The sequence below is a fragment of the Burkholderia sp. BCC1996 genome (assembly GCF_905339955.1).
Lineage (GTDB): Bacteria > Pseudomonadota > Gammaproteobacteria > Burkholderiales > Burkholderiaceae > Burkholderia.
The window spans coordinates 1-25935 of the sequence record NZ_CAJPHM010000012.1; the positions used below are offsets into that span (position 1 = coordinate 1).

General features: G+C 64.2%; 24 protein-coding genes. 8 read left to right on the top strand and 16 right to left on the bottom strand.

The features are described from left to right. Together U4Z64_RS18605 and U4Z64_RS18610 are read left to right on the top strand one after the other, a co-directional pair. On the top strand, window positions 1-253 hold a 253-nt coding region (locus tag U4Z64_RS18605), incomplete at its 5' end, for a hypothetical protein (protein ID WP_321820596.1). Window positions 254-533: 280 nt separating this feature from the next. Next, entirely contained in the window at window positions 534-1004 is a 471-nt protein-coding gene (locus tag U4Z64_RS18610; protein ID WP_124667900.1) for an ATPase, read from the top strand. 161 nt (window positions 1005-1165) lie between these two features. On the opposite strand, the gene U4Z64_RS18615 is transcribed toward U4Z64_RS18610, so the two are convergent. The 9 genes from U4Z64_RS18615 to U4Z64_RS18655 all read right to left on the bottom strand — a co-directional run bounded on the left by U4Z64_RS18615 (window position 1166) and on the right by U4Z64_RS18655 (window position 11116). Further along, window positions 1166-1870, bottom strand: a complete 705-nt coding sequence (locus U4Z64_RS18615; RefSeq protein WP_321820597.1) for a DUF429 domain-containing protein — start codon at window positions 1868-1870, stop codon at window positions 1166-1168. A gap of 9 nt (window positions 1871-1879) precedes the next feature. Continuing rightward, window positions 1880-2404 carry an HD domain-containing protein gene (locus U4Z64_RS18620; RefSeq protein ID WP_044848835.1) on the bottom strand — a complete coding sequence of 175 codons (525 nt, stop codon included), beginning with the start codon at window positions 2402-2404 and terminating at the stop codon, window positions 1880-1882. Window positions 2405-2525: 121 nt separating this feature from the next. Next, window positions 2526-5996, bottom strand: a complete 3471-nt coding sequence (locus U4Z64_RS18625; protein ID WP_321820598.1) for an ATP-binding protein — start codon at window positions 5994-5996, stop codon at window positions 2526-2528. A 3-nt stretch (window positions 5997-5999) separates the two neighbouring features. After that, window positions 6000-7250 carry a metallophosphoesterase family protein gene (locus tag U4Z64_RS18630; protein ID WP_124489712.1) on the bottom strand — a complete coding sequence of 417 codons (1251 nt, stop codon included), beginning with the start codon at window positions 7248-7250 and terminating at the stop codon, window positions 6000-6002. A gap of 619 nt (window positions 7251-7869) precedes the next feature. Next, on the bottom strand, window positions 7870-8409 hold the full coding sequence (locus U4Z64_RS18635; protein WP_321820599.1) for a hypothetical protein: 540 nt from the start codon (window positions 8407-8409) through the stop codon (window positions 7870-7872). Window positions 8410-8656: 247 nt separating this feature from the next. After that, window positions 8657-9025: a hypothetical protein gene (locus tag U4Z64_RS18640; protein ID WP_321804002.1), complete on the bottom strand. Its 369-nt coding sequence runs from the start codon at window positions 9023-9025 to the stop codon at window positions 8657-8659. A gap of 172 nt (window positions 9026-9197) precedes the next feature. Next, window positions 9198-9677 (bottom strand): RES family NAD+ phosphorylase, encoded by a 480-nt coding sequence (locus U4Z64_RS18645; RefSeq protein WP_044848830.1) that lies wholly within the window; start codon window positions 9675-9677, stop codon window positions 9198-9200. Continuing rightward, window positions 9674-10129 carry an antitoxin Xre/MbcA/ParS toxin-binding domain-containing protein gene (locus tag U4Z64_RS18650; protein WP_044848829.1) on the bottom strand — a complete coding sequence of 152 codons (456 nt, stop codon included), beginning with the start codon at window positions 10127-10129 and terminating at the stop codon, window positions 9674-9676. The genes U4Z64_RS18645 and U4Z64_RS18650 overlap by 4 nt, the downstream gene beginning before the upstream one ends. Before the next feature lie 345 nt (window positions 10130-10474). Beyond that, window positions 10475-11116, bottom strand: coding sequence for an HD domain-containing protein (locus U4Z64_RS18655; protein WP_321820600.1), 642 nt, complete (start codon window positions 11114-11116; stop codon window positions 10475-10477). Window positions 11117-11340: 224 nt separating this feature from the next. Between U4Z64_RS18655 and U4Z64_RS18660 the strand changes: the two genes are divergently transcribed. From U4Z64_RS18660 to U4Z64_RS18670, 3 genes are all read left to right on the top strand, one after another. Beyond that, window positions 11341-12306: a GlxA family transcriptional regulator gene (locus U4Z64_RS18660; RefSeq protein ID WP_185640901.1), complete on the top strand. Its 966-nt coding sequence runs from the start codon at window positions 11341-11343 to the stop codon at window positions 12304-12306. 461 nt (window positions 12307-12767) lie between these two features. Beyond that, on the top strand, window positions 12768-13079 hold the full coding sequence (locus tag U4Z64_RS18665) for a DUF4148 domain-containing protein (RefSeq protein WP_124893821.1): 312 nt from the start codon (window positions 12768-12770) through the stop codon (window positions 13077-13079). Between the two features lie 312 nt (window positions 13080-13391). After that, window positions 13392-14105: a dienelactone hydrolase family protein gene (locus U4Z64_RS18670; RefSeq protein WP_124489718.1), complete on the top strand. Its 714-nt coding sequence runs from the start codon at window positions 13392-13394 to the stop codon at window positions 14103-14105. A 99-nt stretch (window positions 14106-14204) separates the two neighbouring features. Here the strand turns inward: U4Z64_RS18670 and U4Z64_RS18675 are convergent, their stop codons facing one another. From U4Z64_RS18675 to U4Z64_RS18685, 3 genes are all read right to left on the bottom strand, one after another. After that, window positions 14205-14342, bottom strand: a complete 138-nt coding sequence (locus U4Z64_RS18675) for a hypothetical protein (RefSeq protein ID WP_321820601.1) — start codon at window positions 14340-14342, stop codon at window positions 14205-14207. 99 nt (window positions 14343-14441) lie between these two features. Then, on the bottom strand, window positions 14442-15383 hold the full coding sequence (locus U4Z64_RS18680) for a LysR family transcriptional regulator (protein WP_044848839.1): 942 nt from the start codon (window positions 15381-15383) through the stop codon (window positions 14442-14444). A gap of 237 nt (window positions 15384-15620) precedes the next feature. Further along, the gene (locus tag U4Z64_RS18685) at window positions 15621-16910 is read right to left on the bottom strand and encodes an adenylosuccinate synthase (protein ID WP_321820602.1); all 1290 of its coding nucleotides are present in this window, start codon (window positions 16908-16910) and stop codon (window positions 15621-15623) included. 140 nt (window positions 16911-17050) lie between these two features. Here U4Z64_RS18685 and gcvA point away from each other — a divergent pair, with 140 nt between their 5' ends. Next, window positions 17051-17956, top strand: a complete 906-nt coding sequence (gene gcvA, locus U4Z64_RS18690; RefSeq protein WP_124523078.1) for a transcriptional regulator GcvA — start codon at window positions 17051-17053, stop codon at window positions 17954-17956. Window positions 17957-18279: 323 nt separating this feature from the next. On the opposite strand, the gene U4Z64_RS18695 is transcribed toward gcvA, so the two are convergent. Both U4Z64_RS18695 and U4Z64_RS18700 read right to left on the bottom strand, forming a co-directional pair. Continuing rightward, window positions 18280-18606: a hypothetical protein gene (locus U4Z64_RS18695; RefSeq protein WP_044848822.1), complete on the bottom strand. Its 327-nt coding sequence runs from the start codon at window positions 18604-18606 to the stop codon at window positions 18280-18282. A 229-nt stretch (window positions 18607-18835) separates the two neighbouring features. After that, window positions 18836-19411 carry a hypothetical protein gene (locus tag U4Z64_RS18700; protein ID WP_321820603.1) on the bottom strand — a complete coding sequence of 192 codons (576 nt, stop codon included), beginning with the start codon at window positions 19409-19411 and terminating at the stop codon, window positions 18836-18838. Between the two features lie 1728 nt (window positions 19412-21139). Between U4Z64_RS18700 and U4Z64_RS18705 the strand changes: the two genes are divergently transcribed. After that, window positions 21140-22456 (top strand): replication initiation protein, encoded by a 1317-nt coding sequence (locus U4Z64_RS18705; protein ID WP_044848821.1) that lies wholly within the window; start codon window positions 21140-21142, stop codon window positions 22454-22456. A gap of 90 nt (window positions 22457-22546) precedes the next feature. Here the strand turns inward: U4Z64_RS18705 and U4Z64_RS18710 are convergent, their stop codons facing one another. Further along, complete coding sequence (locus U4Z64_RS18710) at window positions 22547-23578, bottom strand: ParB/RepB/Spo0J family partition protein (RefSeq protein WP_321820604.1); 1032 nt, start codon at window positions 23576-23578, stop codon at window positions 22547-22549. Beyond that, entirely contained in the window at window positions 23571-24266 is a 696-nt protein-coding gene (locus tag U4Z64_RS18715; RefSeq protein ID WP_011879640.1) for a ParA family protein, read from the bottom strand. The genes U4Z64_RS18710 and U4Z64_RS18715 overlap by 8 nt, the downstream gene beginning before the upstream one ends. Before the next feature lie 377 nt (window positions 24267-24643). Here U4Z64_RS18715 and U4Z64_RS18720 point away from each other — a divergent pair, with 377 nt between their 5' ends. Beyond that, entirely contained in the window at window positions 24644-24895 is a 252-nt protein-coding gene (locus U4Z64_RS18720; RefSeq protein ID WP_321820605.1) for a hypothetical protein, read from the top strand. Window positions 24896-25935 lie beyond the last annotated feature (1040 nt).

A 25935-nucleotide genomic window follows, 5' to 3' on the forward strand; every position in this document is an offset into this window, starting at 1 on the left:
TCCATCAAGCGCCCACACTTATCGGCTGTTAATTTTTAAAGAGCATTTCTGCGAGGACCCGGAGGCTTTCTCAGCAGCGCTGCGTTTTCAGCAGCAGAGAAGCGGAGATTATGAACCGTCTTTTTCAGTTCGTCAACAACTTTTTAACTACTTCGTTGCGACGGCTGGGGTTCAACTTCCTGCACCGCCGAGGCCGCTACGACCCGCCCGACAGCACCGCTTCCCTTCTTCTCCCGCGCCGCGTTTCCGTTAGCGCGAAAGAGGCGTGATTCTAAGCACCTGCCCTCGTCCGCGCAACCCCTTTGTGAAAATATTTTGAAAAAGCCTCGTGCGCTGCCGCGTTCGGGGCTTGGGGTGTCACGCTCGACACATACAGCAACGCGAAAAGTCCACGACGGATCAGGAGCGCCGCCTTCTTTCCTCCTATATCTAGACGGTCGACGACATCCTCTGGTCCACCGCGCTCCGTATTGGCGTCGCGCTCTCGTCATCCTGCTGCGGAACAAACGAGGGGGCGCACGCCGTCGAGTATCATGCCGCGATCGAACAACGCACTCACACCGACGATGGACAGCACCACACAATCCGGCGACGCCGATCTCCGCGATGAATACGCCGCGCTGCGCGAGCGCGCCGTCATGCTCGAAGAACAGGTCCCGCCGCTCCTGCAACGCATCTCGGATGTCCTGCCGCGCATCAGCGGCGAGTCCGAACTAGCGGACGAGCATCGTGAACGGCTCGTCGGCGCGCGCAACGCAGCGATGGTCTCGATCGAAAACTATCAACAGGCGATCCCGTTCCTGCAGACCGCCGACTCGATCATCGAGCAGCTCGACAAGACGCCCGAGCGCGACGAGGACTTCGAGTGGCGCGAATCGCTGCTGCAGCGGCTCGACGAACTGATCGACGTCGCGGTCGTGATGATCGACGATGCGCAAGGCTACTTCGAGCAGGCCGATGCCTGCGATCTCTCCAGCGTACCGAAGTCCATTCTCGAAGACTGAGCATCACGGCCGTGAGGCATACGGTGCGTCGACTGCCTATGTCGATGCGCACGCCACCTGCTCCGCACATGCCGACCGGCTGTCCCTGCTCGACACCGTGACTTCGACAGTCCGATGCGCGTCCCGAAAAAGCTCACCCTGCTGCCACGGGCCCACGGGTATCAGCGAGCCACGGCCCCTGACTGGACCGTATCGAGAACGATCGTCTCGCCGACGACCGGTACACGGATATACCCGCCCTCCGCATCGCCATACGCGTGTGCGCTGCCGTCGATCACGTATTGCGCGGTCAATGCACACAGCGTGGCGTCCCGCGCGTCGACCGATCGCAGCGTCGACACGTCGATTCCGAGTTGCGCGAGCAATTGCCGCCGCTGGTTGCTCTTCTGCTTCGCCGACGCAATCGCCTTGCCGAGCATCGCGCAGGTAATCGCGTACGGATAAGTCTCGAAGCTCACGCGCCCGCCGGCATACCGTGCGTCGGTCAGCAGCGGATAGGCGCCGGCCAGCGCGCGGTAGACACGCTCCCCCATGAACATCCAGTCGAAAAAGCCCGACGTGCTGGCCACGGCCTGCTCGCGCGACGGCGTCGGGAAACATGAGATCCGTTCACGCGCGAGCGCCTGCTCGGCCGCCCGGCGCCCGCTTCCGGTCCACCACAGGCTCGGTGCGTCGACGCCGACCGCCACCACGTCATGCTCGATACACAGCGAAGGCAGCGCTTCGGGCGCGATCCGCGCCTCGCGCCGGACGATCGTCGAGCCGCGCAGGATCACGAGGTCGCACTGCTTCCTGTCGCCGCCCACGTCGACGCCCGCCACCGCAGGCAGTGACCGCGCGACGGATCGGGATCGGGCCGCCTGCATGGCCGCGCGTCAGTCGGCCGGCCGCGCGTCGTACGCGGCGTCGAAGATCCCTTCGAGGCCCGGATGCACACCGCGCATCCGGTCGACGACCGACTTCGCCCAGTCGAAGTACGCCTGCTTGCGCTCGAGCGGCCAGTCCGCGGGCGGATGCCGGGCGATGTCGCGCAGGTTGCAGATCTTGTCCGCGAGCTTCACGAGCTTCGCGCGGCGGCTGATCGTCGCCGCATGCTCGACCTGCAGGCGCTTGCGCTCGTCCTTCGGCAACGACTTGTCGTCGGTGACTTCCATCACGATGTCCGCGACGTCCTTGCCGAACAGCCGCAGCAGTTCCTGCTCGGTGGTCTCCGTGTCCTCGATCGTGTCGTGCAACACCGCCGCGACGATCACGCGCTCGTCCTCGATGCCGGCTTCGTTGGCCAGCACAGCGGCCAGCGCAATCGGATGATTGATGTATGGCGACGCCTCGTCGTCCTTGCGCCGCTGATTGCGATGCTTGTCCGCCGCGAACGCAATGGCAGCTACCAGCTTGTTCATATCGATCCCTCGTGTGGCCGGACCCGTGACCGGCAGAACCGGTCGCGTGCGTTTCGGAACCGCACATACTACCTGTACGCGATGACCATTCCCACGTATCGGGACATCGGGCCGCCCGGCGTCATGCGCCGGCTGCCTCGCGCTGCAGCGCGACCACGTTGACCTGCGCGCCGAACACGTCCCGTACGAGCGGCAGCAGGTGATCGTGGTGCGTCAGGAACAGCACCTGGGTTCGCGTCGACAGATCGCGCAGCGCCTCGAGCCCCGCCTTCGCACGTGCATCGTCGAAGTTGATGAACAGGTCGTCGGCAACGAACGGCAGCCCGGTCCTGCTGGCGAGTTGCAGTTCGAGCGCCGCGATCCGCAGCGCGAGGAACAACTGGTCGCGCGTCCCTTCGCTCAGGCCGGCGACCTCGACCGACGCGCCCTTCGTGCGCCGCGCATACAGCGCGGGCGGCGTCCGTTCGGTGTCGACGGTCAGCCGCGCGAATTCGCCCAGCGTAAGTCCCGCGAAAATCTCGCCCGCCCGGCGCAGCATCGGCCCCTGCTTCTGGTCGCGATAACGATCGGTCGCCCACTTCAGCAAGCGACTCGCGGTCGCCGCTTCCAGATACTGTTCCGCTGCATCGCCCATCGCCGCGAGCGCTTCCTGCCGCTTTGCTTCGGCCACGGCCGCATTCGCCTGGCCGTCGATCGCGCCGAATGCCTGCCGGGCCACGACCTGCTGCTGCGCGAGCGCGTTCAGGCGCGTGCCGACGTCGCCCAGCGACTGCTTCACCGCTTCGAGATGCGCGGGCACGTCGGCGATGTCCTGTTCAGCGACCTCGGCCTCGACGGCCGGCTGGGACAAGCCGTCGCCGTCGCGCACCAGCGCCTCCTTCGCGGCATCGACGGCCTGTCGAAGCTGACGCTGCCGGTCCGATTGCTCGGCCAGTGGCAGCGCCGCGTCGATCGACGCGACGCCGGCCAGTTGCAGCAACGGCTGAATGCGTGCATCCGCGCCTGCCACCGCGGCGGCGGCATCGGCGACCTTGCCGTCGGCCTGCCGCACCGCGTCGTCGGCACGACCGATCGCACGCGCGGTTTCCCGTGCGGCCGCAACGCGCATCGTCAACCGGCGCGCAACGTCCAGCCAGTCGCCGCTCGCCAGCCACGCGGGCTCGAGCGCTTCGGCCAGCCGCCGTGCGCCGGCCTCGAGCGCGGCCAGCTCCGCGCGGATCGCGGTCATCCGGTTGCGCGGCGCATCGGCGTCGGCCAGTTCGGCGGTCACCGTATTCGCGAGCGCGAGCGCACCTTCCGCGGCAGCCAGCGTCACTGCATGGGCGGACAGCTTCGCGTCGGCAAGCGCGTCGCGCCATTGCGCGTGCCACGCATCGTAGGCGGCCTGGGCCTGGCCTGCGCGCGAACGAGCCGTCGCGCATCCGCGTTCGGCTTCGCGCGCGCGGTCCTCCAGGCTGTCCTTTTGTGCGAGCGTCTTCTCCGCCGACTGCACGAACGTCCCGGCGATCGCGATGAGTGCCGTCAGGCCGTCGGCGTCGCCGCCGCGCGATACCGCGCGCAGCGCCGAACGCAACGCGACTTCCGCACCGGCCCGCGCATCGCGGATCGTCGCCAATTCGCGGCGCAGGCGGTCGAGCTCGAGCTGCGCGGCAAACACCGTGTCGCGCTTGGCGAGCCAGTCGCCCATCGCCGCCAGCGGCATGCCGGGCACGCCGGCCGTCGTCGCCAGTTCGGCCCACGCGTCGCGATGCGCCGCCAGCTCGCGTTCGCGCTCGTCCACGGTCGCCTGCCGGCGCGTCAACACGACGCGCGCGGATTCGACCTGTTGACGCAGCGATTGCAGTGTCGCCGCCGCTTGCGTGGCGCCGAGCTGCGCATCGACGAGTTCGTCGGCAAGGCGAATTGCATCGTCGACGGCCGGCGCGCCGGTTGCGAGATCCACCGCGCCACTGCGAACGTCGCCCCAGGCGCCATCGCGGCGAGCGCGCGCCGCCAGCACCTCGGCGGTCGTGACGACCTTGTGGGTCTGAGCGAAATGCTTCTCCTGCAGTTCGAGCCGCTCGTGTTCTTCCTGCGCGCCGTCCCGTGCATCGCGTGCGGCGGCGGCCGCGCTCGCGCGCTCGCTCGCTTCGGTCAGCAGCACACCGAGCCGAGCCGCCGACGGCACGTCGAGCGCACGCAGCGCGTCGACCGGCTTGCGCCACTGGCCGAGCGCATCGAGCGCGTCGGACAGCGTCTGCTCGGCGGCCGCGATGTCGCGTTCGAGTGCCTGTTCACGCTGCACGCTATTGCGAAAGCCCTGCGCATCGGCGAGCGCCGCACGAAGCGCTTCAGGCACATCGACGGTCGACAGGCGCGCCAGTTGTTCCTGTGCCTGCGCGAGTTCCTGCGTGCGCTCGTCGAGCGACTCGCGCGCGCCGGCCAGCGCCTGATGCAGCGCGCCGTGGTCGCGCAGCAGGTTCGCGACCGTCTTCAGCGACAGCGCGGTCGGCAGGGCCGCGCGCAGCGACGTCTCGTCGGTCGGCCAGCCGAGCTGCGCGGCGGCCGAACCCGCGGCGGACAGATGCCGCTCGACGTCCGCGCCGAGCAACAGCAGATCCTGTGCATGATTCATGCATGCGCCGCGCAGCTGGTCGAGCGCTTCGATATCGGCTTCGAGCGCCAGCGCATCGGTATCCGGATCGATCGCATCACGCGCCTGCCGTTTCGCGAGCAGGTCCGCGCGCCGTTCCTCGAGCACCTTCTGTTCGGCCGCGAGATCGCCTTGCGCTTTCAGCAAGTCGGCATACGCGGTCGGCGGCAGCTCGACGACGGCCCCCAGTTCGGCCAGCGCCGCTTCCTTGATCGTCAGTTCCTTCAGGTACGGCGCCAGCCGCCGCACGCGCTCGAGCTTCGAGCGCAACGCTTCGAGGCGACGCTGCTCCGCGCGCGCCTGCTCGATCTCCTGCTCGACCGCGTCGCGCGCCTCCTTGCGATCGACCCAGTCGCGCGTGCGCACCTGGACCGCCTTCAGTTCGCCAACTGCTTCGTTAAACGAAGTCTCGGCCTGCGCGAATGCGCTGCCGCTGCGCCGCGGCGCCCACAGCGCGGCCGCGCGCGCGTCGAGTTCCTCGCGCACGGGGCCGAGCGTGCCGACACCCGCCGCCGATTCGAACAGCACCTGGCCGAGCTTGTCGGACGCGTCGAGAATGCTCCGGCCACCGTCGACGAGCCGCCCGTGGTCGAGCCCGAACATCTGTTCGAAGAACTCGCGCGTCGCGCCGTCGAGGATGGCGTCGAGATAGTCGTCCGGCAGCTTGTCGTCGGCGGGCGTGCGCAGCGGACTGCGCCCGCGGGCGCGATGAAAGGCGAGCGCGCCGGCGCCGCCCTCCAGCAAGCCGCCGAGACGCAGTTCGGGCGTCGCATGCAGGAAGTCGAGCGGGGTCTGCAGTTTCATCCCGAACAGCAGTTCCGACACGGCCGTCCGGATCGTCGACTTGCCGGCCTCGTTCGGCCCCACGATCACGTGGAAATCCTGGCCGGCCGACGGAAAGCGCAGCGTCTCGTCGGTGAACTTGCCGTACTTGATCAGGTCGAGCTGGCTGATTCGCATCGCTTATTCCCCCCTCGCCAGCCGCGCGAGCAACGCGGGACCGACCTGCTCGACCAGCGCCGTGAGTTCGCCGGCGCGCGCCATCGTCAGCAGCGGCACCTCTTCCTTCACGTCGCTGCGCACCTTGCCGACGAACGGCTTCAGGTCGCGTTCGAGCAGCGCGAGAAAATCCGGATCGTGTGCGGCATCGGCCAGGATCTGCTTCAGATCCTCCAGCGCCTCGAGTTGCTCGCTCTCGCCTTGCGGCTGCACGGGCGCGGACGTCGCGAGCCGGACCTTCTCCAGCCACAGCCGTTCGTTGCCGATGATGCCGATCTGGTTCAGCACCTCCGCACGCAATTGCGGCGCACGGCCGAAGAAGAGACCGTGCGCGGGCGTGCGGCCCGTGACCGTCACGCGCACCGCGCGCGGCACGTGGCCATCGACGCTCAACAGCGTCTCCAGCGACTGGCCGATCTTTCTCGACAGGTCGGCGACCGTCAGGCAATCGGACGCGTCGACCGACAACGCCTCCCAGCGCAGCACGTCGAGGTACAGGCGCTCGACGTGCGTGCGGCCCTGCTCCACCGTCACGAGTACCGCGCCGCGGCGGCCCGTCTCGCGGATATGGCGCCCCTGCAGGTTGCCGGGAAACACGACGGTCGACGGCCCCGACCAATGCTGGAATTCGTGCACGTGGCCGAGCGCCCAGTAGTCGTAGCCTTTCGCATGCAATTCCGCCAGCGAGCACGGCGCATAGTTCGCATGCGCCGCATAGCCTTCGAGCGCGGTGTGCAGCACGCCGATGTTGTAATGGCCCGGCACGGGATCCGGATAGCCGATCGCGAGATTGTCGACGACGGCCTTGTCCTTGAAGCTCTGCCCGTGCAGCGCGACGTCGAATTCCGGCAGCTTGAAGGTTTCCGGCTTGCGGTGGCCGAACACGGTGACGTTGTCGGGCAAGGTCAGCTTCTTCGTCATCTCGCTTTCGGCATCGTGATTGCCGCCGAGCACGAATGCGCGAATGCCGGCCTTGCGCAGGCGGCCCATTTGCTGGCCGAAGAAAATGCCGGTGTTGTGGTCCTTCCAGTCGCCGTCGTACAGGTCGCCGGCGATCACGAGGAACGCGACTTCCTCTTCGATCGCACGATCCACGAGCTGCCGCAGCGCCTCGCGCGACGCGTTGCGCAACTGCGCGGCCGGCGCATCCGGATACGCGCTCAGGCCGTGCAGCGGGCTGTCAAGGTGAATGTCTGCGGCGTGGATGAACTTCACGAAGATTCCTCTGGTTCATGACGAAAGGGCGATGTCGACCGGCATTGTGCGCCGTCGAACGACGCGCCCGGCCGCTGGTCGCAATCCGGACCGCCGCCGGGTGCGCCATCACGGGTGGCGGCGCTCGTCCGCACCGATCGTGCCGCCCGTCGCCAGCGGGTCGGGATGGTACCTGAAAGCGGGCGCCGCGAATTCGTCCGGCCTCGCGCCCACCGTGCTCACCCCGCACGCGTCACTCGCCGCACGGCATAGGCGGTGACGCGCAAGCCGCGAGCCACGGCACGCAGGCAAGCGCGAGAAGACGGAGCGGGATGGTCATGGTCGTGATGCCTCGGAATGTTATCGGACCACGCCGGGCGGGCCGCGGCAGCGCTTTGGAGTCGTCTGTCGTCACGCTGCCGATCGGACATGCTTGCCTGCATCGACCGATGCCGCGCAAGGGCTACCGGCGACCGGAAGCCCCGCTATTTAAGCATGACGGGCAGGCAATGGGCAGAGGGTGCGCGGCACGCCTGTTCCGGTTCGCGGCACACTGACGCGGCCGCGATGCGCGGCTCGCGCCAACAAAAAAGCCCGGCCCGCATCGAAGCGGGCCGGGCCTTGGCTGAAAGCGTATCGCTTACAGCGCGCCGCCTTGTGCCGACGCCGAACCCTTCACGCCGACCGATGCGCCGCCCTGCACCGAGTTCGCCGCACCCTCGAGCGCTTCGCCGGCCTTCGCCTTCGCGCCGCCTGCGACATCACCCGCCGTCGACACCGCGCCTTGCGCGTGGCTCTTTGCCGAGGATGCAACGTGCTTCACGTGCGACTTCGTCGTGTGCACGGCCGATGTCGCGGCATCCTTCGCCGAACCTGCAGCCGAGCCGACCGCCTGCGTCGCACCGCCAACCGCATTGCCCGCTGCCGAGCCGACGCCGCCGACCGTCTTGCCCACGCCGTTCAGCGCACCGCCGACCAGGTTGCCTGCGCCCGCACCCGAGCCCGCGGCATTCGCGCCTGCACCCGCCTGCACGCCCACGCCGCCGCCGAGCAGCGGCGTCTGGACTTGTGCACCGACGCCGGCGGAACCTTCTGCGCCCGTCTGGGCCGTTTGTGCGAAAGCGGCCGATGCGATTGCCGTCAGCGCGGCGCCAAGCAGAATCGTGCGAATCTTGTTCATGGTCATTCTCCCCAAAGACGTTGTTGCTGCGGGCCGCCTTCGTGCGGCTTGTCGCATGCCTCACCGCGACGTGCGGCAGGTGGAGCCAATGTAGCCGCACCCACGCCCGAAACCGTCGAATTGCGGGGACTGTTACTTCCGTTGCAAATGCTGACGATTGACTCACACTGTTTGACAATCATCGCGGCAGGCACGTGATTGGCATCGTCCGATCGCATGCATCGGCGCATCCGGTACGCCGCATCGGCTAGCAGGGAAACCGGCCGTTCGTGTAGGTATCCCAAAGAACGCGTGACGGCCAGCCGTCGGTGCGGCCCGACAGCCGGCTTCGCGCGATCAGCTCGATGTCATCCGACACGCACGCCGCGATGTCGGCATTCCCCGATGCCCGGAACGCGAGCCTGAACGCCTTTTCCCTCAGGGCATCCACGGCCGGCTTGTCCAGCACGGCGCCCGGATCGCCGTCGATTTCGTCGAATGCCGTCATCCAGCCGGCGTCGAACGGCTCCGCCTCGCGGCTGGCCAGCGCGCGATCGCAATCGACGTCGCCGAGAAAATCGAAAAACCCCGGGCCCGACAGGATGGCGTCCATTTCGAGCAGATGCGCGTTCGTCACGGCGCCCCCTTGCCACGATGCGTGGCCGTTCTGTTCATCGATCGTTGCTGCCGTGTGCCGCGTTCATGTTCCGCATCGGTGACGTGCAGCGCCCTGCCCGCCGCGACCGGCAGACCGGAGCCGCAGGCGAGCGCTGATCGGCGCGGTGCCGCGCGACAATGCGCAATCAGCCCTATTCGCTCTTGTTCGACTGGATCAGCCGCAGAATCCGGCTGTCGTACGGCGACTGCATGACTTCGGCGATGCGGATCCCGGATGCGGCAGGGTGCAGCGGATTCAACAGGAAGTTGTGCGCGTGCGGCACGACGACGCTCGGTACGCGCAACAAGGCGCTCGGCTGCGTGTGCAGCCACTCGGTGCCGGCGCTGCGGGTCCAGTCGACGTCCTCTCGCCAGTCGGCCGGCGCATCGCCCTCCGCGATCTCGGCAACATCCACCGATTCAGGCACCTCGACCCGAAGCAGCTGGTAGCCGCTCGGCAATTGCGCAACGGTGGCGATTTCGAAGTGAACGAGCGTCTCGAGCAGCGCGAGCGCCGGATGCTCGGCGAGATAGACGACGGGCTGCCCGGCAAAATGCCAGCGCCCGCCGGCCCGCAATCCGCCGATGCCTTTCAGGTCCGCGTAATTGCTGATGCGCCACAGCGTCGTCAAGCGAAGTACCCCTCGTCGATCTGCGTGAGGGCTTCCTCGACGAGCCGCGCGCCATGCTCGGTACTCGCCATGTCGAGCGACGTGCGTCCGCCGAAGCGCTGGAGCCCGTTGCGCAGCCACGCCATCGCCTTGTCCTGGTCGCCGAACGTGGCCGTCGCCTGCGCGACGATGCGCGCCAGCCGGATCGCCTTGTCGGACTCCTCCTGCGACAGCCGTTCGTGCGCCTGGCGGCGATGGCTCAGCGTGCGCCGCGGGATGATGAAGGCGAGTTCGTCCGACTTCAGGCCGCGCTCCGACAGCCGGTCGATCACCGCGACGTCGACGCGCGCGCTCGCCAACTCCGCGAGATCGGCGCCCGAGCGCACGCGAATCGCGAGCAGTTGCTCGAGGATCGTGAACTCGGCTTGGCGCGGGTGCGCGACGCCCGAAGGGTGAAACGCGATCGTACTCATGACTCTTCTCCGGCAATTTGCCCAACCATTATAGGCGTTTTGCCGAAGACGGGCGGATTCGGTCGTCAGGCGGTCGACGACCGGTCGACGCCGAGCAATTGCGGGTGTCGGCGAAACGGGGCTTCCCGCTCGCCGCCCCGGCACGCGCGGCCGGAGATGCGCGTCTGGAGCGGGATCGTGAAATTCAAGTATATGAAGTCGCTGACTGACGTCATGAAGTTGTCACGTAACAACTTTTCTAATGAATATTCCATCGACGAAACGGCGCCCGCCACGTCCGGCCACCGAATTCGACATGCGTCGCACCGGTTGCCTTCCCCCCGCCCCGCCCGCCACCGACACCGATCAACCGGCCCACGCCGACGCTCGGATCACGCTGCAGAAATTGCCTGCATGGAAATGCGGATCCTTGTCGGCCAGCACATCGGCCTTCACGTTGCCGAACGTCGTGTCCGGCTTGTGCCGGATGCCGTCGTAGAACGCCTGGATGATGTCTTCCTTGAAATGCGGCGTGCGCGGATGCGCGCGGACGACGGCTTCTCGCTCGACGTCGCTGTACTCCGGATACGTGAGGCCCAGCACATCCATCTCGACACCGGCGGTGACGAGCGCGACGACCGGATGCATGTGCTGCGGAATGCCGGGGGTGGTGTGCAGTGCGATCGCGGTCCACACGAGGTCGATGTCCTGCTGCGAAATGCCCCTGCTCTTCAGGAAATCGCGGGCGGCATTGGCGCCGTCCACTTCGAATCGCTCACATGCGCTGCTGTGTCGATGCGTGAGCCCCATGTCATGGAACATGCAGCCGCAATAGAGCAGTTCGGGATCGTAGCTCAGCCCGCGGCGCTGGCCCGCGAGCGCACCGAAGTAGTACACGCGGCTGGAGTGATGAAACAGCAACTCGGACTCGGTATCCCGTACGAGTTCGGTGATCTCGCGCGCGAGTTGGCTATCGGGAAGGGTGATGCCGGCGACGTTCACAGTCATGATCGATCTCCTTGGAAGACCGCATTCATTCTGCGGAGACCGTCGTTTGGCATCAATCGGCGTATTACGCCAAATCCTGCCATTTTGCTCGATCGACGGCCACCACTGCCGGAACCATCGAATCGCACCCGCGTAATGCGCCGATGCCCCGCCCGTCGCATCGCACCGCGCGTCTATACTGCTACGCGTCACATTCGACACATCGACACATCACGCAACCGAACATGCCGAAGGTCGTGGGTATTTTCGCGGTACCGGGCGTACAACTGCTCGACGTCTCCGCGCCGCTCGACGTATTCGCACAGGCAAACGCCGAAAGCGGCAAACCGTTCTATACGCTGCGGATCATCGCGAGCGAGTCCGGCCCGATCCGCACGTCATCGGGCGCGCAATTGCTGGCCGACTGGATCGCTCCCGACATTCCCGATCGCATCGACACGCTGCTCGTTGCCGGTGCACCGGGTGCCGGCCGGATCGCGCTGCGCACCGACGTGCTCGCGTGGCTTCGATCGGCCGCCGTGCAAAGCAAACGGTATGGCTCGATCTGCACCGGCGCATTCATCCTCGCGGCGACCGGCCTGCTGAAAGGACGACGCCTGACGACGCATTGGGCCGCGGCCGATGCGCTCGCCGCCGCCTATCCGTCGCTCACCGTCGAAGCGGACGCGCTGTACGTACGCGACGGCAAGCTGCGCACCGGTGCCGGTGTCACGGCCGGCCTCGATCTCGCGCTTGCGCTGGTCGAGGAGGATCTCGGCCGGGAAATCGCGCGGCGCGTCGCCGCGCAACTCGTCATGTTCTTCAAGCGCCCGGGCGGGCAGCTCCAGTTCAGCCGCAGCGGCGCGGCGCGCCCGGCGGGGCGTTCGGTGCTGCAGGAAGTCCAGCGCTGGATCGCCAGCCATCCGGAACTCGAGCACTCGGTGGCGGAACTCGCGAAGCATGCGGGCATGAGCCCGCGCCACTTCGCACGGCTCTTTCGCGCGGAGGTCGGCATGACGCCGGCCGCGTGGGTCGAAGCGACCCGCGTCGCGGCGGCTCGCCAGTTGCTAGAAAACGGACACGACACGCCGAAGCAGGTCGCCGCGAAATGCGGCTTCGCGAATGTCGATACGCTCAGACGGTCGTTCGCGCGGCATGTCGGGATCACGCCTGCCGAATACCGGAAACGGCAGGCGATCGTCGACGCGTGATGTGGTACGCGCGACGAGACGGCACGGGCATTCCGGTCGATGCGCGAAGGAAGGCTGGTCTCGATTTCAGCGCGATGGGGCGTGCGGCTTTCCTTGCCCACCATCAATACTTCGTTGTCCGATTCAACTGAGCTTTCTATCGGCCAAGCTCGGGGCCAAGGTCGGCGTTCGGTCGCCATACGCTCCTGTCCTGTAGCGCGCCGGCCCGTCGTTCTTGCGTCGACATGCCATGCTCGACTCACCGCCGCCGCGACGATCATGCCGCACCGCAACCCGTGACCGCCATCAGGCACGCCAACAATCGTCCGACAAAACCCGTTTTTCCCGCGAATCGTTTACCCAGTTGCAATAATTATTCGCTGGAACGCCTATTTCCGACCGGTATCGCGATCGCTACGATGCAAATCAACCGCTCAACGCAACCAAGCGAAGCGCGAAATCTACGAAAACCGGAGGTCATCATGAAGTCGTTCATCTACGCAGTCGCCGCTGCCAGCGCCCTGTCCGCATCGTTTGGCGCATTCGCTCAGTCGAACCCGTCGGACCAACTGACGCGTGCCCAGGTCCGCGCAGAGCTCGTCCAGCTCGAACAGGCCGGGTACAAGCCGGAAGTCTCCGATGTCCACTACCCGAATGCGCTGCAGACCGCGCAGGCGCGCGTGACGAACGGCGACGCGACGGGTTACGGCGCACAGGCCGCCGCCGGCGTGCGTGCCGGCCGCGCGATCGCGGTCAAGCAGAACGCTCGCGACTCGGTCTATTTCGGTCAGTAAGACTGCCGCACGCGACGCATTCCGCGATACGCCCGTTGCCGACGCAACACCCCGCGCCCGTCCATCGGGGCGGGGTGTTGTGTTTTCGGCGCACGCGACATGCGCGCCGCACGACGCCCGATCGATGCGCGCGCGCGAATCGGCCGCCGCATCGCGCCGTTCACGCAGACCGCCGGCGTTTGCGCATAGAATGGCCGCGTGGTCGGCGCCGGCCGAAGCGAACGCGAGCGAGACCTCGACTCACCGGGCATACCGTACTCGCTGGCCGACCCGATGCCGCACTCATCGCATTTTTCGAAAAGGAGCGGTTTCATGTCTCAAACATCCGGTTCCATGATCACGTTTCGCCGCCCGGACGGCCAGGAACTGCAGGGCTACCTCGCCACGCCGGAAAAGACCGAAGGCGCACCCGCGGTCGTCGTCATCCAGGAGTGGTGGGGCCTGAATGACCAGATCCGCGGCGTCGCCGATCGCCTCGCGCGCTGCGGCTACTTCGCGCTCGTGCCCGACCTGTATCGCGGCAAGTCGACGGTCGAGGAGGAAGAAGCGCACCACCTGATGACGGGCCTCGATTTCGGCGACGCCGCGTCGCAGGACATTCCCGGCGCGGTGCACTACCTGAAGACGCACGCGTCGCGCGTGGCGGTCACCGGCTTCTGCATGGGTGGCGCGCTCACGCTGCTGTCGCTGCAGTTCGCCGAGGCGGACGCCGGCGTCACGTGGTACGGCTTCCCTCCGCTCGACTACCTCGACCCGTCGAAGATCAAGGTGCCGCTGATGGGTCACTGGAGTACGCAGGATGCGTTCTTCGCGATCGACCAGGTCGATGCGCTGGAGAAGAAGCTGACCGACGCAAAGGTCGACGTCGAATTCCACCGCTATCTCGCGCATCACGCGTTCGCGAACGAAACGGCCGTCGGCCCCGGCCGCATCGGCGGCACGCAGTTCGATCCGGTGTGGTCGCAGATCGCGTGGGATCGCACGCTCACGTTCTTCGGGCGCACGCTCTGGGACAAGCAGCAGTAATACCGCAGCAGGCATCCGCCGCTGCCGTGCAGCGATGCACGTCAAGCAAAACGCCACGGACTTGCATCCGTGGCGTTGTCTTATGCGGGAAGGAATGCGTTACGCGAGCGGCGGTGGCACGCGCTCGACGCTTCGCACCGAACCGACGATCTCCGATATCGAAAGCAGGGTTTCCATAACGGCGCGCATCGAGCGATGCAGCCGGTCGGTGAAGTCGTGCCGCGTCTTTTTCGCCATCAATTTAGGTATGCAAAGTATCTTGCGCAGCCGGAACCTGGACTCAAGGACGATGCGTGGGCCGCGTCATGCGATCCGGCACACGTCGTCCGCCTTCGCTCAGGACTCGCAGGAACCGCGCAGCGCAGCCTCGTCGGCGGACAGCATTTCAGGCACGCATTCGCGCAGGAAATCGACGAAGGTACGGATCTTCGCGTCGAGGTACTGGCGCGACGCGTACAACGCGTAGACCGTCAGTTTCTGCAGTCGGTACTCGGGCAACACGCGAACCAGCGCACCGCTCGCCAGTGCGGGCACCGCGGTCGACATCGGCAACGAGCCGATCCCGAGGCCGGCGCGCAACGCGGCGCCGAGCGCGTCGGCAATGTTGACCTGGAAATCCGCCAGCGGCAGTTCGAACGTCTCGCGACCGTCGGGGCCGTCGAGATGCCAGCGGTCGCGCGGAAAGATCGGCGTGACGATCTGCAGGCACGCATGCGCTTCGAGATCGCGCACGGTGCGCGGCGTCCCGCGTTCCTTCAGGTACGCCGGCGACGCGCACAGCACGCTGTGCACATCGCCGAGCCGCTGCGACACCAGCCCCGAGTCGGGCAACTCCGTCGCGCTCAGTTGCAGCGACACGTCGTAGCCTTCGTCGATGATGTCGGGCACGTGCTGCGACAGCGTGAGCTCGACGGCCACCGACGGATAGCGCTGCCGGTATCGCACCACTGCGGGCACCAGGTAGGCCTGGCCGAAACTGGTCGTCGCGTGCACATGCAGGCGCCCCGACGGCTTCGCCTGCGCATCGGCCGCCTCGGCTTCCGCTTCGTCGATATAGCCGAGGATGCGCTGGCATCGGTCGAGATAGCGCTGTCCGGCATCGGTCAACGCGATGCGGCGCGTGCTCCGGTTGAGCAGGCGGGTGCGCAGGTGCGTTTCGAGTTGCGCGACCGAACGCGATGCGTAGGCGGTGGTGATGTCCAGGCGCTGGGCCGCGCTCGTGAAGCTGCCCTCCTCCGCCACCCGGACGAAAATGCGCATCATCTGTAACGTGTCCATCGACATGTCCCCGGGATTGAAATCGCTTCGCAGCGGCGCCCGCCCCGGCACGGGCCGGTCTGGCGCGAATCGTGCGGAACAGTACCGCAGCGGTGCAGGCGTGTCCAGTTTGCCGTGCGCCGCGGCGGCAGGCCGTCGTTCACGCGACAACCCATGCCGCAGGACGACCGGCGCCGGATCGATGCAGGCCGCATGGCGGCGGCCTGCCGGGCACGCATTGCGCGTGCCGCGTCGCGCTCAGGCCGGGTCGAAAGGATTGCTCAGCACGATCGTGTCGTCGCGCTCGGCGCCCGTCGTGATTATCGATACGGGCGCGCCCGCGACCGCCTCGACGCGTGCGATGAAATCCTGTGCGGCACGCGGCAGCGCCGCACGCTCGCGCACGCCCTTCACGGTCCCGTCCCACCCGGCGAACGTTTCATAGACGGGCGTTGCGCGTGCCTGCGCATCGAGGCTCGCGGGCAGATGGTCGACGCGTGCGCCGTCGAGTTCGTAGCCGACACACAGCTCGATCGACGCAAAGCCGTCGAGCACGTCGAGCTTGGTGAGCGCGAGCGAATCGATACCCGAGATCCGCACGGCCTGCCGCAACTGCGCGGCATCGAGCCATCCGCAGCGGCGCGGCCGGCCCGTGTTGACGCCGAATTCCTGTCCGCGTGCGCGCAGCGTTTCGCCGGTGGCGTCGTTCAGTTCGGTGAGGAAAGGGCCGCCGCCGACGCGCGTCGCGTACGCCTTGGTCACGCCCAGCACGTGACCGAGTTTCGACGCGCCGAGGCCGGTGCCGGCCGCCGCGGCCGATGCAACGGTGCCCGACGACGTCACGAACGGATACGTGCCCCAGTCGATGTCGAGCATCACGGCCTGCGAGCCCTCGAACAGGATGCGCTCGCCGCGGTCGTTCGCGTCGTTGAGATCGGCCCACACGGGACGCACGAACGGCAGGATCTTCGGTGCGATGTCGACCAGCATTGCCAGCATCGCGTCGCGCGAGCACGGCTCGAGCCCCAGGCCGCGGAACCATGCATTGTGGTGATCGACCAGCACGTCGAGCTTGCCGGCAAGCCGGTCCGGTTCCGCCAGATCGGCAACCCGCAGCCCGCGGCGCCCCACCTTGTCCTCGTAGGCCGGCCCGATCCCGCGCAGCGTGGTGCCGATGGGTTCGCGACGCAAACGCTCCTGCGCCTGGTCGATCGCACGGTGAATCGGCAGGACCAGCGTGGCGTTCTCCGCGATCGACAGATTGTCCGGCGTCACCGACAGCCCGAGCTCGGCCATCCGCCCGATCTCGGCCAGCAGCGCCTCCGGATCGAGCGCCACGCCGTTGCCGATCACGCCGCGCTTGCCGCGCACGATGCCGCTCGGCAACAGCGCGAGCTTGTACGTCTTGTCGCCGACGACCAGCGTATGGCCCGCGTTGTGGCCGCCGTTGTAGCGTGCGACGAGATCGGCCTGCGCCGCCAGCCAGTCCACGACGCGCCCCTTGCCTTCGTCACCCCATTGGGCGCCCACCACCACCACGTTCGGCATGCTCCATACTCCATGTGAGAAATTCAGACACATATTCCGGCCGCATAGGCCGTTTGTGTGCCATATTGGCGAAGCATGATCGCCCGATCAAACGATTAAATTTGAGCATTCACGTGAGTAAAACTCACGCGAAACGATGAATGGCCCGACGACTCCCTCCGTTGAATTCGCTGCGCGCGTTCGAAGCCGCGGCCCGGCACGGCAGTTTCACGCTCGCCGCCGACGAGCTGTGCGTGACGCATGGCGCGATCAGCCGGCATGTCCAGCAACTGGAGGCGTGGCTTGGCCGGCCGCTGTTCGAGCGGCACAACCGGCGGGTCGACCTGACCGATGCCGGTCGCGCGTACCTCGCCGAGGTCGGTGCATCGTTCGACCGGATTGCGCTGGCCACCGCGCAGCATTTCGGCCAGGGGCAGCAGCGCGTGCTGCGCGTCAGCGCGCCCGCGACGTTTTCGCTGCGCTGGCTCGTGCCGAAGCTGTCGTCGTTCCAGGTCGCCCATCCGGCCGTCGAAGTGCGGCTGTCGACATCGAACGAGCCGATCGAGAAGTTGCGCGACAAGGTCGACCTGATCGTCCGCGGCGGCCCGCAGGCAATCGACGGCTATGTCGCCGAGGAATTCCTGTCCGAAGTCAGGCTACCCGTATGCGCGCCGAAGCTGCTCGATGGCAGGCCGTTGCGTACGCCGGCCGATCTCGCGGGCTTCACGCTGCTGCATGCGGCGACCTATCCCGGCATGTGGCCCGAGTGGCTCGCGGCAGCGGGGCACGCGAATCTGGTGCCGCGGCATTCGCTCACGCTCGAGCATTTCTATCTGACGCTGCAAGGCGCACTCGACGGTCTCGGCGTCGCGATGGGGCCGATCGCGCTCGTCGCGGACGACATCGCCGAAGGCCGGCTGGTGCAGCCGTTCAGCGAACCGGCACTGCCGCCGTGGCGCTACTTCACTTATGTGGCGGCTGCGCGCGCGGAGGACGAAGCCGTGCGGGCATTCAAGGACTGGCTGAAAGTGACGGGGAATGCGGCGACAGCGAACGCGCGGCGCTGACCAGGTCCTGATGGCGACGATCGCTCGGTCGGTGTGGGTTTCGGGCGCCGTTGCGACGCCGCGTATTGCTCATGCTCGAACGTCTTTCGCCTCGCCCTTCATCCAACGTTTTTCATTCAGTAGGATTACTACTAGTCTGAACAGGACGGACAGAGCAGAAAGAGTCAACGCATCGAGATGGTTTCCACTTCATCTAAAAACAAAGGACATCGAATCATTTGATGCGAATGTGATACCCGCATGCGTGCCCGGACACGTATCGCGTTTCCGCAGCACAAACGACAAACCCCGGCTCGAGCCGGGGCTTTTCACGCGAGGGACGCTTATTGGCTGGCGCCCGCGGCTTCGCCCGCCTTCTTCTCAGCGTTCTGCAGATTCTGCGGGTAGTTCGGATCGTTGGCCGCCGGCTTGTAACCCGCGTCTTCGAGCTTCTTCAGTTCGGCGTTGTTCTTCGCGCGCGCTGCCTTGTGTTCGGCTTTGCGTTTTGCCCGTGCTGCCTTGCGTGCTTCACGCTTCGCAGCTTTCGCATCCGAAGCGGCGGATGCGGCCGGTGCGCTGGCGTCGGTCTGCGCGAACACCGGAGCAGCCGAGCCGAAGAGGAACGCCGCTGCCGTAGCAGCCAGCGTCAGTTTTTTGATCTGGATTCGCATCGCTGAACTCTCTTTTCTGATTGGTCACGGAGTGAAAGTACATCGAGATACCGCCCCTGCCCCTGGCCGGTCTTCATCTCGGGATCAGGGCCTTTGCATCATAACCGCGTTGCAAAAAATGTGGCGCTATCGTGCGCACATTCTTCGGGATACACGTATGGGAAACATCGCATCGTCACGTCTCCCGCGTGCCCGCCGGATCCTCGTTCCGCAGGGACACGGCAATACATCACGCGACGTGTACGACCGCCGCAAACATGTGACGAAGCGGATTGTTCCGTCGATACGATGCAGGTTGCCGATGAGGATGAGATCCGCTTCGGCGCATCGCGCCCGCGTACGACGCCGACTGTTTCATCCGTGGAACTTGCTGCTCCCGCAACGCGTTCGTTGCCTCATGAGCGGAACATGCGACGGAATCGCGGCCCTGTGCGCCATGTTGCGATTTGCGGCCGCGCCAACGACGGCTCATCCCATAAATGACCACGATTCGTTCCGTGCCGAGTCCGCCACGTTCCGCTACACGTCGGCTCGATACGATGCGAGCGATCGGGTAACCGGTGCCCGCTCGCATGGTTACCTGTTCGGCGCGATTCGTCGCCACTTCTGGGAGATGGCATCTGCAGCACAAGGTGAGCGCTTCGATCGGCATTCGTTCACGATCGCGCATCTGCATCGCACGATGCAGTCGCATGAGCGCCTGCGCTGCGCGCGTCATCGTATCTGCGTCACGAAGCGTTTTGCGCCTGTGCGACAAGCACGCCGGCGCGTCTGGCGCTGCGCGCATACGCCACAGCTTTTCCATCGGGTGCCCTCATCTCGTGCGGACGCGTCGCACGGACGGTCCATCAACCAGCGAGGAGCTAGTCGGTGAGCCTTTACAGGATCCGACAACTTCCGACGGTGAGCATTTTCGGGATTCGAGTATGTATCCAACGAGGGTGAGCCTGGTTGATGGCGCTCGCCTCACGTTCGGAACCATGCCGGGATCGCTGTGACCGAAGCGCGTTTGATTGTCGTGTCAACCGGCACAGGGATGCAATTCTTGTCCGGGCTGTCGGGATCCTGTACCGATTCCGATACAGGCCCAAAGGTAGAAAGCTATGAGGCCAAATGAATGGAGCAAGGGCCGGGGGTTTCGTCCGCGCACGGGTCACTGACTGAAAAGTGTCGGACGAGCCGGCGCGCGATAGCCGAAGACTTATCCACGGAAGCGCGGGCACAGACGCAAAAATAACCGCTTGCGGATGAATTCCGGTCATTTCTCACTGCCCTGAAGCGTACCCGCAGTATTCCTGTGCGGGTGCGATGGCCGTCGTCTACGGGTAATCCCGGACGGAGAAACCTCCCGCTGTGGGCATTTTCCGATCCCATAGATGGGAACCTATGTCCTGCAAACGCGGATTCCATCCCATAAGTTTCTACGTTTGAGCGCTTGTTAGTAGGTACTCACCCTCTTGCGAAGCCTTGTCAGGCCTGGGAGGCTCGCAGAATGAGGCCACATATCGGGGGATCCACAGGCGGGGGACCCGGATTGCTGTGCCCGTCGAGTTCGCTGGAGTCCCTTTGGTAGCGGTTTATGGGGGTTGTTTTTCTGCACAGGCACGCGTGTGTTTACATCTTTGGTAAACAACGTTTACTTCTTTAACTACTTTTAGACGGCTCACAGCCTTGTCTGGCAAGGCTTTGACAGGTGTTCGGTACCCATTTATGGGAGCACAGGCGGAAGAGTATGGGGTTTCAGGTCTGTGGATTTGGGGAATCGGGTACCGCGTTGTGGGAAATGGGGGTTGTGGATATGGGGCACGCGTAGCCTGTTATGGGAATTCGGCCCAAAAACACTTCAGGTAGCCCTCTATGGGGGAATCCATTGGTAGCCATTTATGGTGCGTTCCAGTTGATCGGTTCGTGCCGCCGGGCACAGCATTTTATGTGGGGTAGCCGGTTATGGGGCGGACTTCAGGTAGTCGTTTATGGGTGCCTGTGTTGACCGCGTGATCTCATTTGGCTCGTCCCTATGGTTGTGGCGTCCCATAAACAGGATCAGGCCGGTAGAAAGGTTACCTTCTGTGGGGGAGGCTGAAGGTAGTCATCCATGGGGAGCATTTTCGCCGGTCGGACACCGTTGAAGACAAAACGCCACGCCGGTGGATTTCAACAGGTACCCATTCATGGGGCGTGTTGAAGGTAGCGCGTTATGGGAGGAACGCAGATCGTGTTGCAGGGCACCACGAATCGGGTTCGCCAATCCAGTTCGAGTCGATTGTTTCCCATGAATGGGTACCTTTGATAGGGCAAGTCCCATGCCGGATCCTGGCGACAAACCACACAGGTAGAAGGTTTTGGGAGCTGTTTTTGACCAAAAGGTATATGGATATGGGGCTCCGAACAAATAGGAAAACCTATGTTTTTCCTTTTGTTACAGGAACTTAGCATCGATAGTGAAAGTGATACCGTAGAAAGAGACGTTGCTCGGTGGCTGGAAAAGGTATAAAGTCCGCCATCAACACGGTCACCTTCTCCGGACATCACGATGCCGCGCAAGCCCGCAATCAAAGGCTCCGACAAGCAGGTTTCGCTATTTCAGACGCCCGAGCCTCCCGATCTGCTGCGCAAGGCGGTCCAGGCCATTCATATCGCTCCGAAGTCCGGAAAGATCGGGCTGCAGCAGCGCAAGATGTTCAGCTCGTTGATCAAGAATGCCCTTCGTCAGGAAGCGTTCGAGCCCGGCCGGACGAGCTTCTCGATCTCGATCGCCGCGCTCTCGCACGAAAGCGGGTTGAACAGCAACAACACGAAGTACGTGAAGGACACGGTCAACTCGCTGATCAGTACCGTCGTCAACTGGGACTACCTTGCGGCCGACCGCTCGACGGTGTGGAAGGCGTCGGGCCTGCTCGCCGGCGCCGAACTCGAGCAATCGGTGCTGAAGTACAGCTTCTCCGACCAGATTCGCAGCGAGCTGCTCAATCCGGAGATCTACGCGCTCATCGATATGCGGATCGCGCGCGAGTTTCGGCGCTCGCACTCGCTTGCCCTGTGGGAAAACACGGTGCGCTACGAGGGGATCGGCATCACGGCGAAGATTCCGCTGCCAAAATTCCGCGATCTCATCCTCGGTCAGGACAAGGCGTCGCAATCGTACAAGGAGTACAAGCTCTTCAAGAGCAAGGTCCTGGTGCCGTGCATTCAGGAGGTGAACGAAGTTTCCGACCATACGCTCGAGCTGATCGAACACAAGTCAGGTCGCAGCGTGGAGGCCGTCCAGTTCAAGGTGACGCGCAAGCAGAGCGCGGATATGGTCGAGGAAGGCGACGTCAAGAACGAAGCACTCGTCGACGAAGTCGCCAAGTTCGGCATCCCGCGTTCGGAAGCGCGCCGGCTGATCACGCAGTACGGTGTGCAGCGCATCAAGGCGGCAATCGCCTATACGCTCAATCGGACTACGAAGAAGAATGCCGCCCCTGTCGACAACGTGGCCGCGTATTTCCGCAAGGCGCTGACACACGGCTATACGCTGGCCGACGGTCAGGGGACCGAAACGGCCGCGCCGGCAAAGGAATCCGCGCAGAGCAAGCAGGAACAGATTCGCGACAAATACCTGGCGGCGAAGGTCGACGAAGCCGGTGCGTATTTCCGCGAACTGGAGATCGACGACCAGACCAAGCTGATCGAGCGCTACAACGAGACGGTGGCCGGTTCGAAGGATCTCACGCTGTCGCCGAAGAAGAAGGCGAGCAAGCTGGCGCAAACCAGTTTCTTCCGTTGGCTGGCGATCGACACCTGGGGCGAACCGACCTCGGACGACTTGCTGGAATTCCTGCTGAAAAGCAGTCTCGCGACCAACTGATCAAGGCCTCGCAGCCTGGCATGCGCCGCGCGCCGGACTTCATCCGGTTGCGCGGTGCCGTGCAGGCGCGGGGCCTTTGTCTTGGCGCGGCTACTTTTGCGCGGCTTCTGCCAGTTCGGCGACGTACGCGTCGATTACGGTCTTGAGCCGGTCGGCGAGTGCTTCCTGGTGAGACGCATCGACTCCCTTCAGTTGCAGATCCAGACGCCCGTCCGGATAGGTCTTCAGCTGACCGATCGCGCGTGATTCGAGCGCGAAATCGTGACGGACGCTGTAGCGCGTGCGCCCCGCCTTCTTGTTGCCGTCGCTCTGCGCGCGCAGGAAATTCTCGAGGTCGCGTACCGACTTTTTCCGGTCGATCACCGCGGTGAGCAGCCGGTCGGCAGCCGGTTCGCCCAGGCGCTCGAAAATCAGCTTCAGGAAGTACGCCGCCTGCAGGCCGACCACATCGTTCGCGCTGGCCATCCGTTCGAGCAGCGTGTTGGGCAGAGCGTTCAGCGACAGCGTCTTGCTGATCGATGCCTTGTCCTTGCCGATCTTTTCCGCGAGCGTGTTCTGGTCGGGGAAGACCTTTTCGTCGAGAAGACGCTTCCACGCGACCGCATCGTCGAAGATCGTCTGGCGCTCGTGGTCGTGGTTGGCGCGATACGCGATCGTATAGAGTTGCTCGGGCGTGTGGTCCGTGCGAAACGTCGCGTTGATCGTCTCGTCGCCGTTGATGCTCGTCGCGCGCAGGCGGCGTTGCCCGTCGATCACGACGAGCTTGCCGGGAAACTCCGGGAGCCGCGTGACCTTGATCGGCTCGATCTGCCCTTCCCGCTTCAATGTCAGTGCGAGCTCGTGCAGGCTCGATTCCGAATAGAACACGCGCGGGTTGAACGGGTTCGGGATGCAGTCCTTGACCGCGACTTTCTGCGGCGCGCCGAGGTCGATCGCGTCGGCGGACGTGGTCGAGGCGGGGGCGACGGGGGAAGCGGCTTCGGTGGCGGGATTCGACGCGGCCACCGGCTCCGGCAGGCGCGTTTCGAGCGCCGCGTTTTCCTGCGCGAGCCCGCGCAGCAGCCCGGCCGCGAGGTGCAGGTTGCCGGTCGGCTTCTTCTCTTTTGAGGTGTCCTTAGCCATGAGCGGCTCCGGTAGCGCGCGTCGACGCGATGTATTGGGCCATTTCGGTGACCAGCCGCTCGATTTCCGCGCGGGCTTCCTTCAGCCCCTTCAGGTATCGATTGTGATGATGGATCGTGGTGCCGAGGGCGAACGTCTGCCGGTAGACCTCTCGCTGCGCGATCTGGCTGTCGAGCAGATGCTCCCCTATTTCTTCAGCCTTTAGAATTTTTAAAATTTCTTCACGCATTTTAGTTTTTCCATTGACGCTATTCAGCATCAGCGCGGAAGACAAATTCGGGTTCCGAACGGCACGCATCGACTCGATCATCCGAATCATCGCGACGGTGCTGTACAGGTCGGCGGGCGACGGGGACAGCGGGACGAGGCAGAAATCGGCGACTTCCAGCACGGACGCGATGCGCGGGTCTTCGAGGTTGCCCGGGCAATCGACGACGATCACATCGAAATTTGCATCCTGCTTCTTGATCTCGCCGCCGATGCCGCGACCGGCGGGGGCCAAAGACAGAACCGTCATCGGGAGCGTATTTTCCCCGCTTGTGACCCATCTGACTGACGTGCCTTGAGGGTCGGCATCGATCAAGGCGACTTTGTTGCCGCCAGCCTCGAAGGCCGCCGCGATATTGACGGAGATGGTCGTCTTTCCAGTACCACCTTTTTGATTACTAACGGCGATCTTGAAAGCCATTAAATTCCTCCAAGGAGTTTTGCGTAATATATGCAGTTGTTGTTGAAAAGTCCAGAAAAGTGTTAGATAAACAGAGAAATTTTCTGATCAATGTGGTTGTCACGTGACAAGCAGGCCAAATGGCTAGCAGATTATTTCTTGAGTTCAAATCGACTGAAAAATAAAAACGGACAACACGTCATTTGAGATAGTAAGTGCCGATGGAGTGGTGGGGAATTCAGCGGCGGAAGCGACAAGAATCGCGGTGCGGTTTCTAAGGGTGATTTTGTTGTCGACCTGAAAATGCGGGACAGGTTTTCCAACTGCTTGCGAACTTAAACAGCGTCGGGATCTGCAGTTGTCACGTGACAAGGCGATGCGGATGACTAGGATCGCAAATGCACGCCGACGGGGAGTATGCAGATTCGATGCGCAGTGGACTCGTGGGAACCTTTCCCCCTCTTTTGTCATTGCCGCTGTTGCGCTCAGATATGCTGGTGCTGGTGCTGGTGCTGGTGCTGGTGCTGGTGCTGGTGCTGGTGCTGGTGCTGCGACTGCGACTGCGACTGCGATTGACGTGGTTGTTACGTGACAACCCGCCCCAGTGGTCATTCCGGGCCGGCTCGCTTGCCTCAATGCACTCACTATAGAACTCGCTAGCGTGAAGAAATCCGTGCGATATGCGAGGGGGATATGGTCGATCGGACTAGGTTACGGATGGGCAAAGCCGTTCTAGTCGCGCGGTTGTCACGTGACAACCACTGAGATCTCATGTCGGCATGACCTGCTTCATACCGATGCAGCATCTTCATTGGGGAGCCAAATTAGCGAGTTGGAACGTGCGAGTGATATGTGCGAGTGAGCGGTACTGGCCGGGCGGCTCGGCCATCCTCTAGCATTCTTGTACTGTGTGGGCTCTCGATCTCCCCACGGCATGTCAGATGGGAGTTTTGGCAGCCTTGATATGTCCCCAATAAATTGACCCCGGTCTGCGCTCCCTCCTTGCTACGACGACGTGGCAAGGGGGAGGGTTGATATTCGGAGCTTTGTTGCGTCGAAGTGATTCAATGGTGGCGGGTATCGACATCGTTTCACGTATCTTGATCGCGCGACGGCTTTGGGGCGAATTCATGCATGTCGACGAGGCGAGATGACGCGAATCGACAGGGTCGTGAAACATTTCTCCAAAACGGTCCGTCTCCGTAAACCCTTGTCTAGCAACCAGTTGCGCCACTTTCTTCATGTTGTTTCACGCGAACTGAACGCGATTGACGGGTAAAATGGGGGCGCATGGATCTCGAGCGTGCTATTGGGTTCAAGCGATGAAAAGCGAGATCAAGCCGTGTCAATAAAAACGTGTTTTGTAGTTTTCAATACGTTATGCTCTACGAAGACGATCGACACGCCGTCGAGCTGCGACGTCGCGCCGAACAGACCCACGGGATTCAAGAGATGCGACGCCCCTCTTCATCGCCAGTTGTCACGTGACAACGCGCTGCCCCGGTGGTGCCGGATTGCGAATCCACGGGCGTTGGGAGAAATCGAAGCGGGCGCCGGGCCGATGTTGAATTTACCGGGCAGTCCAAAGACTGCGTCGAACTAATGCTGATTCTGTAGACAGCCTCGGATGGCCGTCTCCGATGGGCTTGGCCAATGTCCTATCGCAGCGCATACGAAACGGGGATCTGCA

Bases quoted from the DNA above. Each gene is read 5' to 3' on its own strand.
- U4Z64_RS18625 (WP_321820598.1), bottom strand. From the start codon at position 5,996: ATGCGAATCAGCCAGCTCGACCTGATCAAGTACGGCAAGTTCACCGAC.
- U4Z64_RS18620 (WP_044848835.1), bottom strand. From the start codon at position 2,404: ATGAACAAGCTGGTAGCTGCCATTGCGTTCGCGGCGGACAAGCATCGC.
- U4Z64_RS18710 (WP_321820604.1), bottom strand. From the start codon at position 23,578: ATGGCTAAGGACACCTCAAAAGAGAAGAAGCCGACCGGCAACCTGCAC.
- U4Z64_RS18610 (WP_124667900.1), top strand. From the start codon at position 534: ATGCCGCGATCGAACAACGCACTCACACCGACGATGGACAGCACCACA.
- gcvA (WP_124523078.1), top strand. From the start codon at position 17,051: ATGGCCCGACGACTCCCTCCGTTGAATTCGCTGCGCGCGTTCGAAGCC.
- U4Z64_RS18675 (WP_321820601.1), bottom strand. From the start codon at position 14,342: ATGGCGAAAAAGACGCGGCACGACTTCACCGACCGGCTGCATCGCTCG.
- U4Z64_RS18720 (WP_321820605.1), top strand. From the start codon at position 24,644: ATGCACGCCGACGGGGAGTATGCAGATTCGATGCGCAGTGGACTCGTG.
- U4Z64_RS18685 (WP_321820602.1), bottom strand. From the start codon at position 16,910: ATGCCGAACGTGGTGGTGGTGGGCGCCCAATGGGGTGACGAAGGCAAG.
- U4Z64_RS18695 (WP_044848822.1), bottom strand. From the start codon at position 18,606: ATGCGAATCCAGATCAAAAAACTGACGCTGGCTGCTACGGCAGCGGCG.
- U4Z64_RS18650 (WP_044848829.1), bottom strand. From the start codon at position 10,129: ATGAGTACGATCGCGTTTCACCCTTCGGGCGTCGCGCACCCGCGCCAA.
- U4Z64_RS18715 (WP_011879640.1), bottom strand. From the start codon at position 24,266: ATGGCTTTCAAGATCGCCGTTAGTAATCAAAAAGGTGGTACTGGAAAG.
- U4Z64_RS18670 (WP_124489718.1), top strand. From the start codon at position 13,392: ATGTCTCAAACATCCGGTTCCATGATCACGTTTCGCCGCCCGGACGGC.
- U4Z64_RS18660 (WP_185640901.1), top strand. From the start codon at position 11,341: ATGCCGAAGGTCGTGGGTATTTTCGCGGTACCGGGCGTACAACTGCTC.
- U4Z64_RS18705 (WP_044848821.1), top strand. From the start codon at position 21,140: ATGCCGCGCAAGCCCGCAATCAAAGGCTCCGACAAGCAGGTTTCGCTA.
- U4Z64_RS18665 (WP_124893821.1), top strand. From the start codon at position 12,768: ATGAAGTCGTTCATCTACGCAGTCGCCGCTGCCAGCGCCCTGTCCGCA.
- U4Z64_RS18635 (WP_321820599.1), bottom strand. From the start codon at position 8,409: ATGAACAAGATTCGCACGATTCTGCTTGGCGCCGCGCTGACGGCAATC.
- U4Z64_RS18615 (WP_321820597.1), bottom strand. From the start codon at position 1,870: ATGCAGGCGGCCCGATCCCGATCCGTCGCGCGGTCACTGCCTGCGGTG.
- U4Z64_RS18680 (WP_044848839.1), bottom strand. From the start codon at position 15,383: ATGGACACGTTACAGATGATGCGCATTTTCGTCCGGGTGGCGGAGGAG.
- U4Z64_RS18655 (WP_321820600.1), bottom strand. From the start codon at position 11,116: ATGACTGTGAACGTCGCCGGCATCACCCTTCCCGATAGCCAACTCGCG.
- U4Z64_RS18700 (WP_321820603.1), bottom strand. From the start codon at position 19,411: ATGGAAAAGCTGTGGCGTATGCGCGCAGCGCCAGACGCGCCGGCGTGC.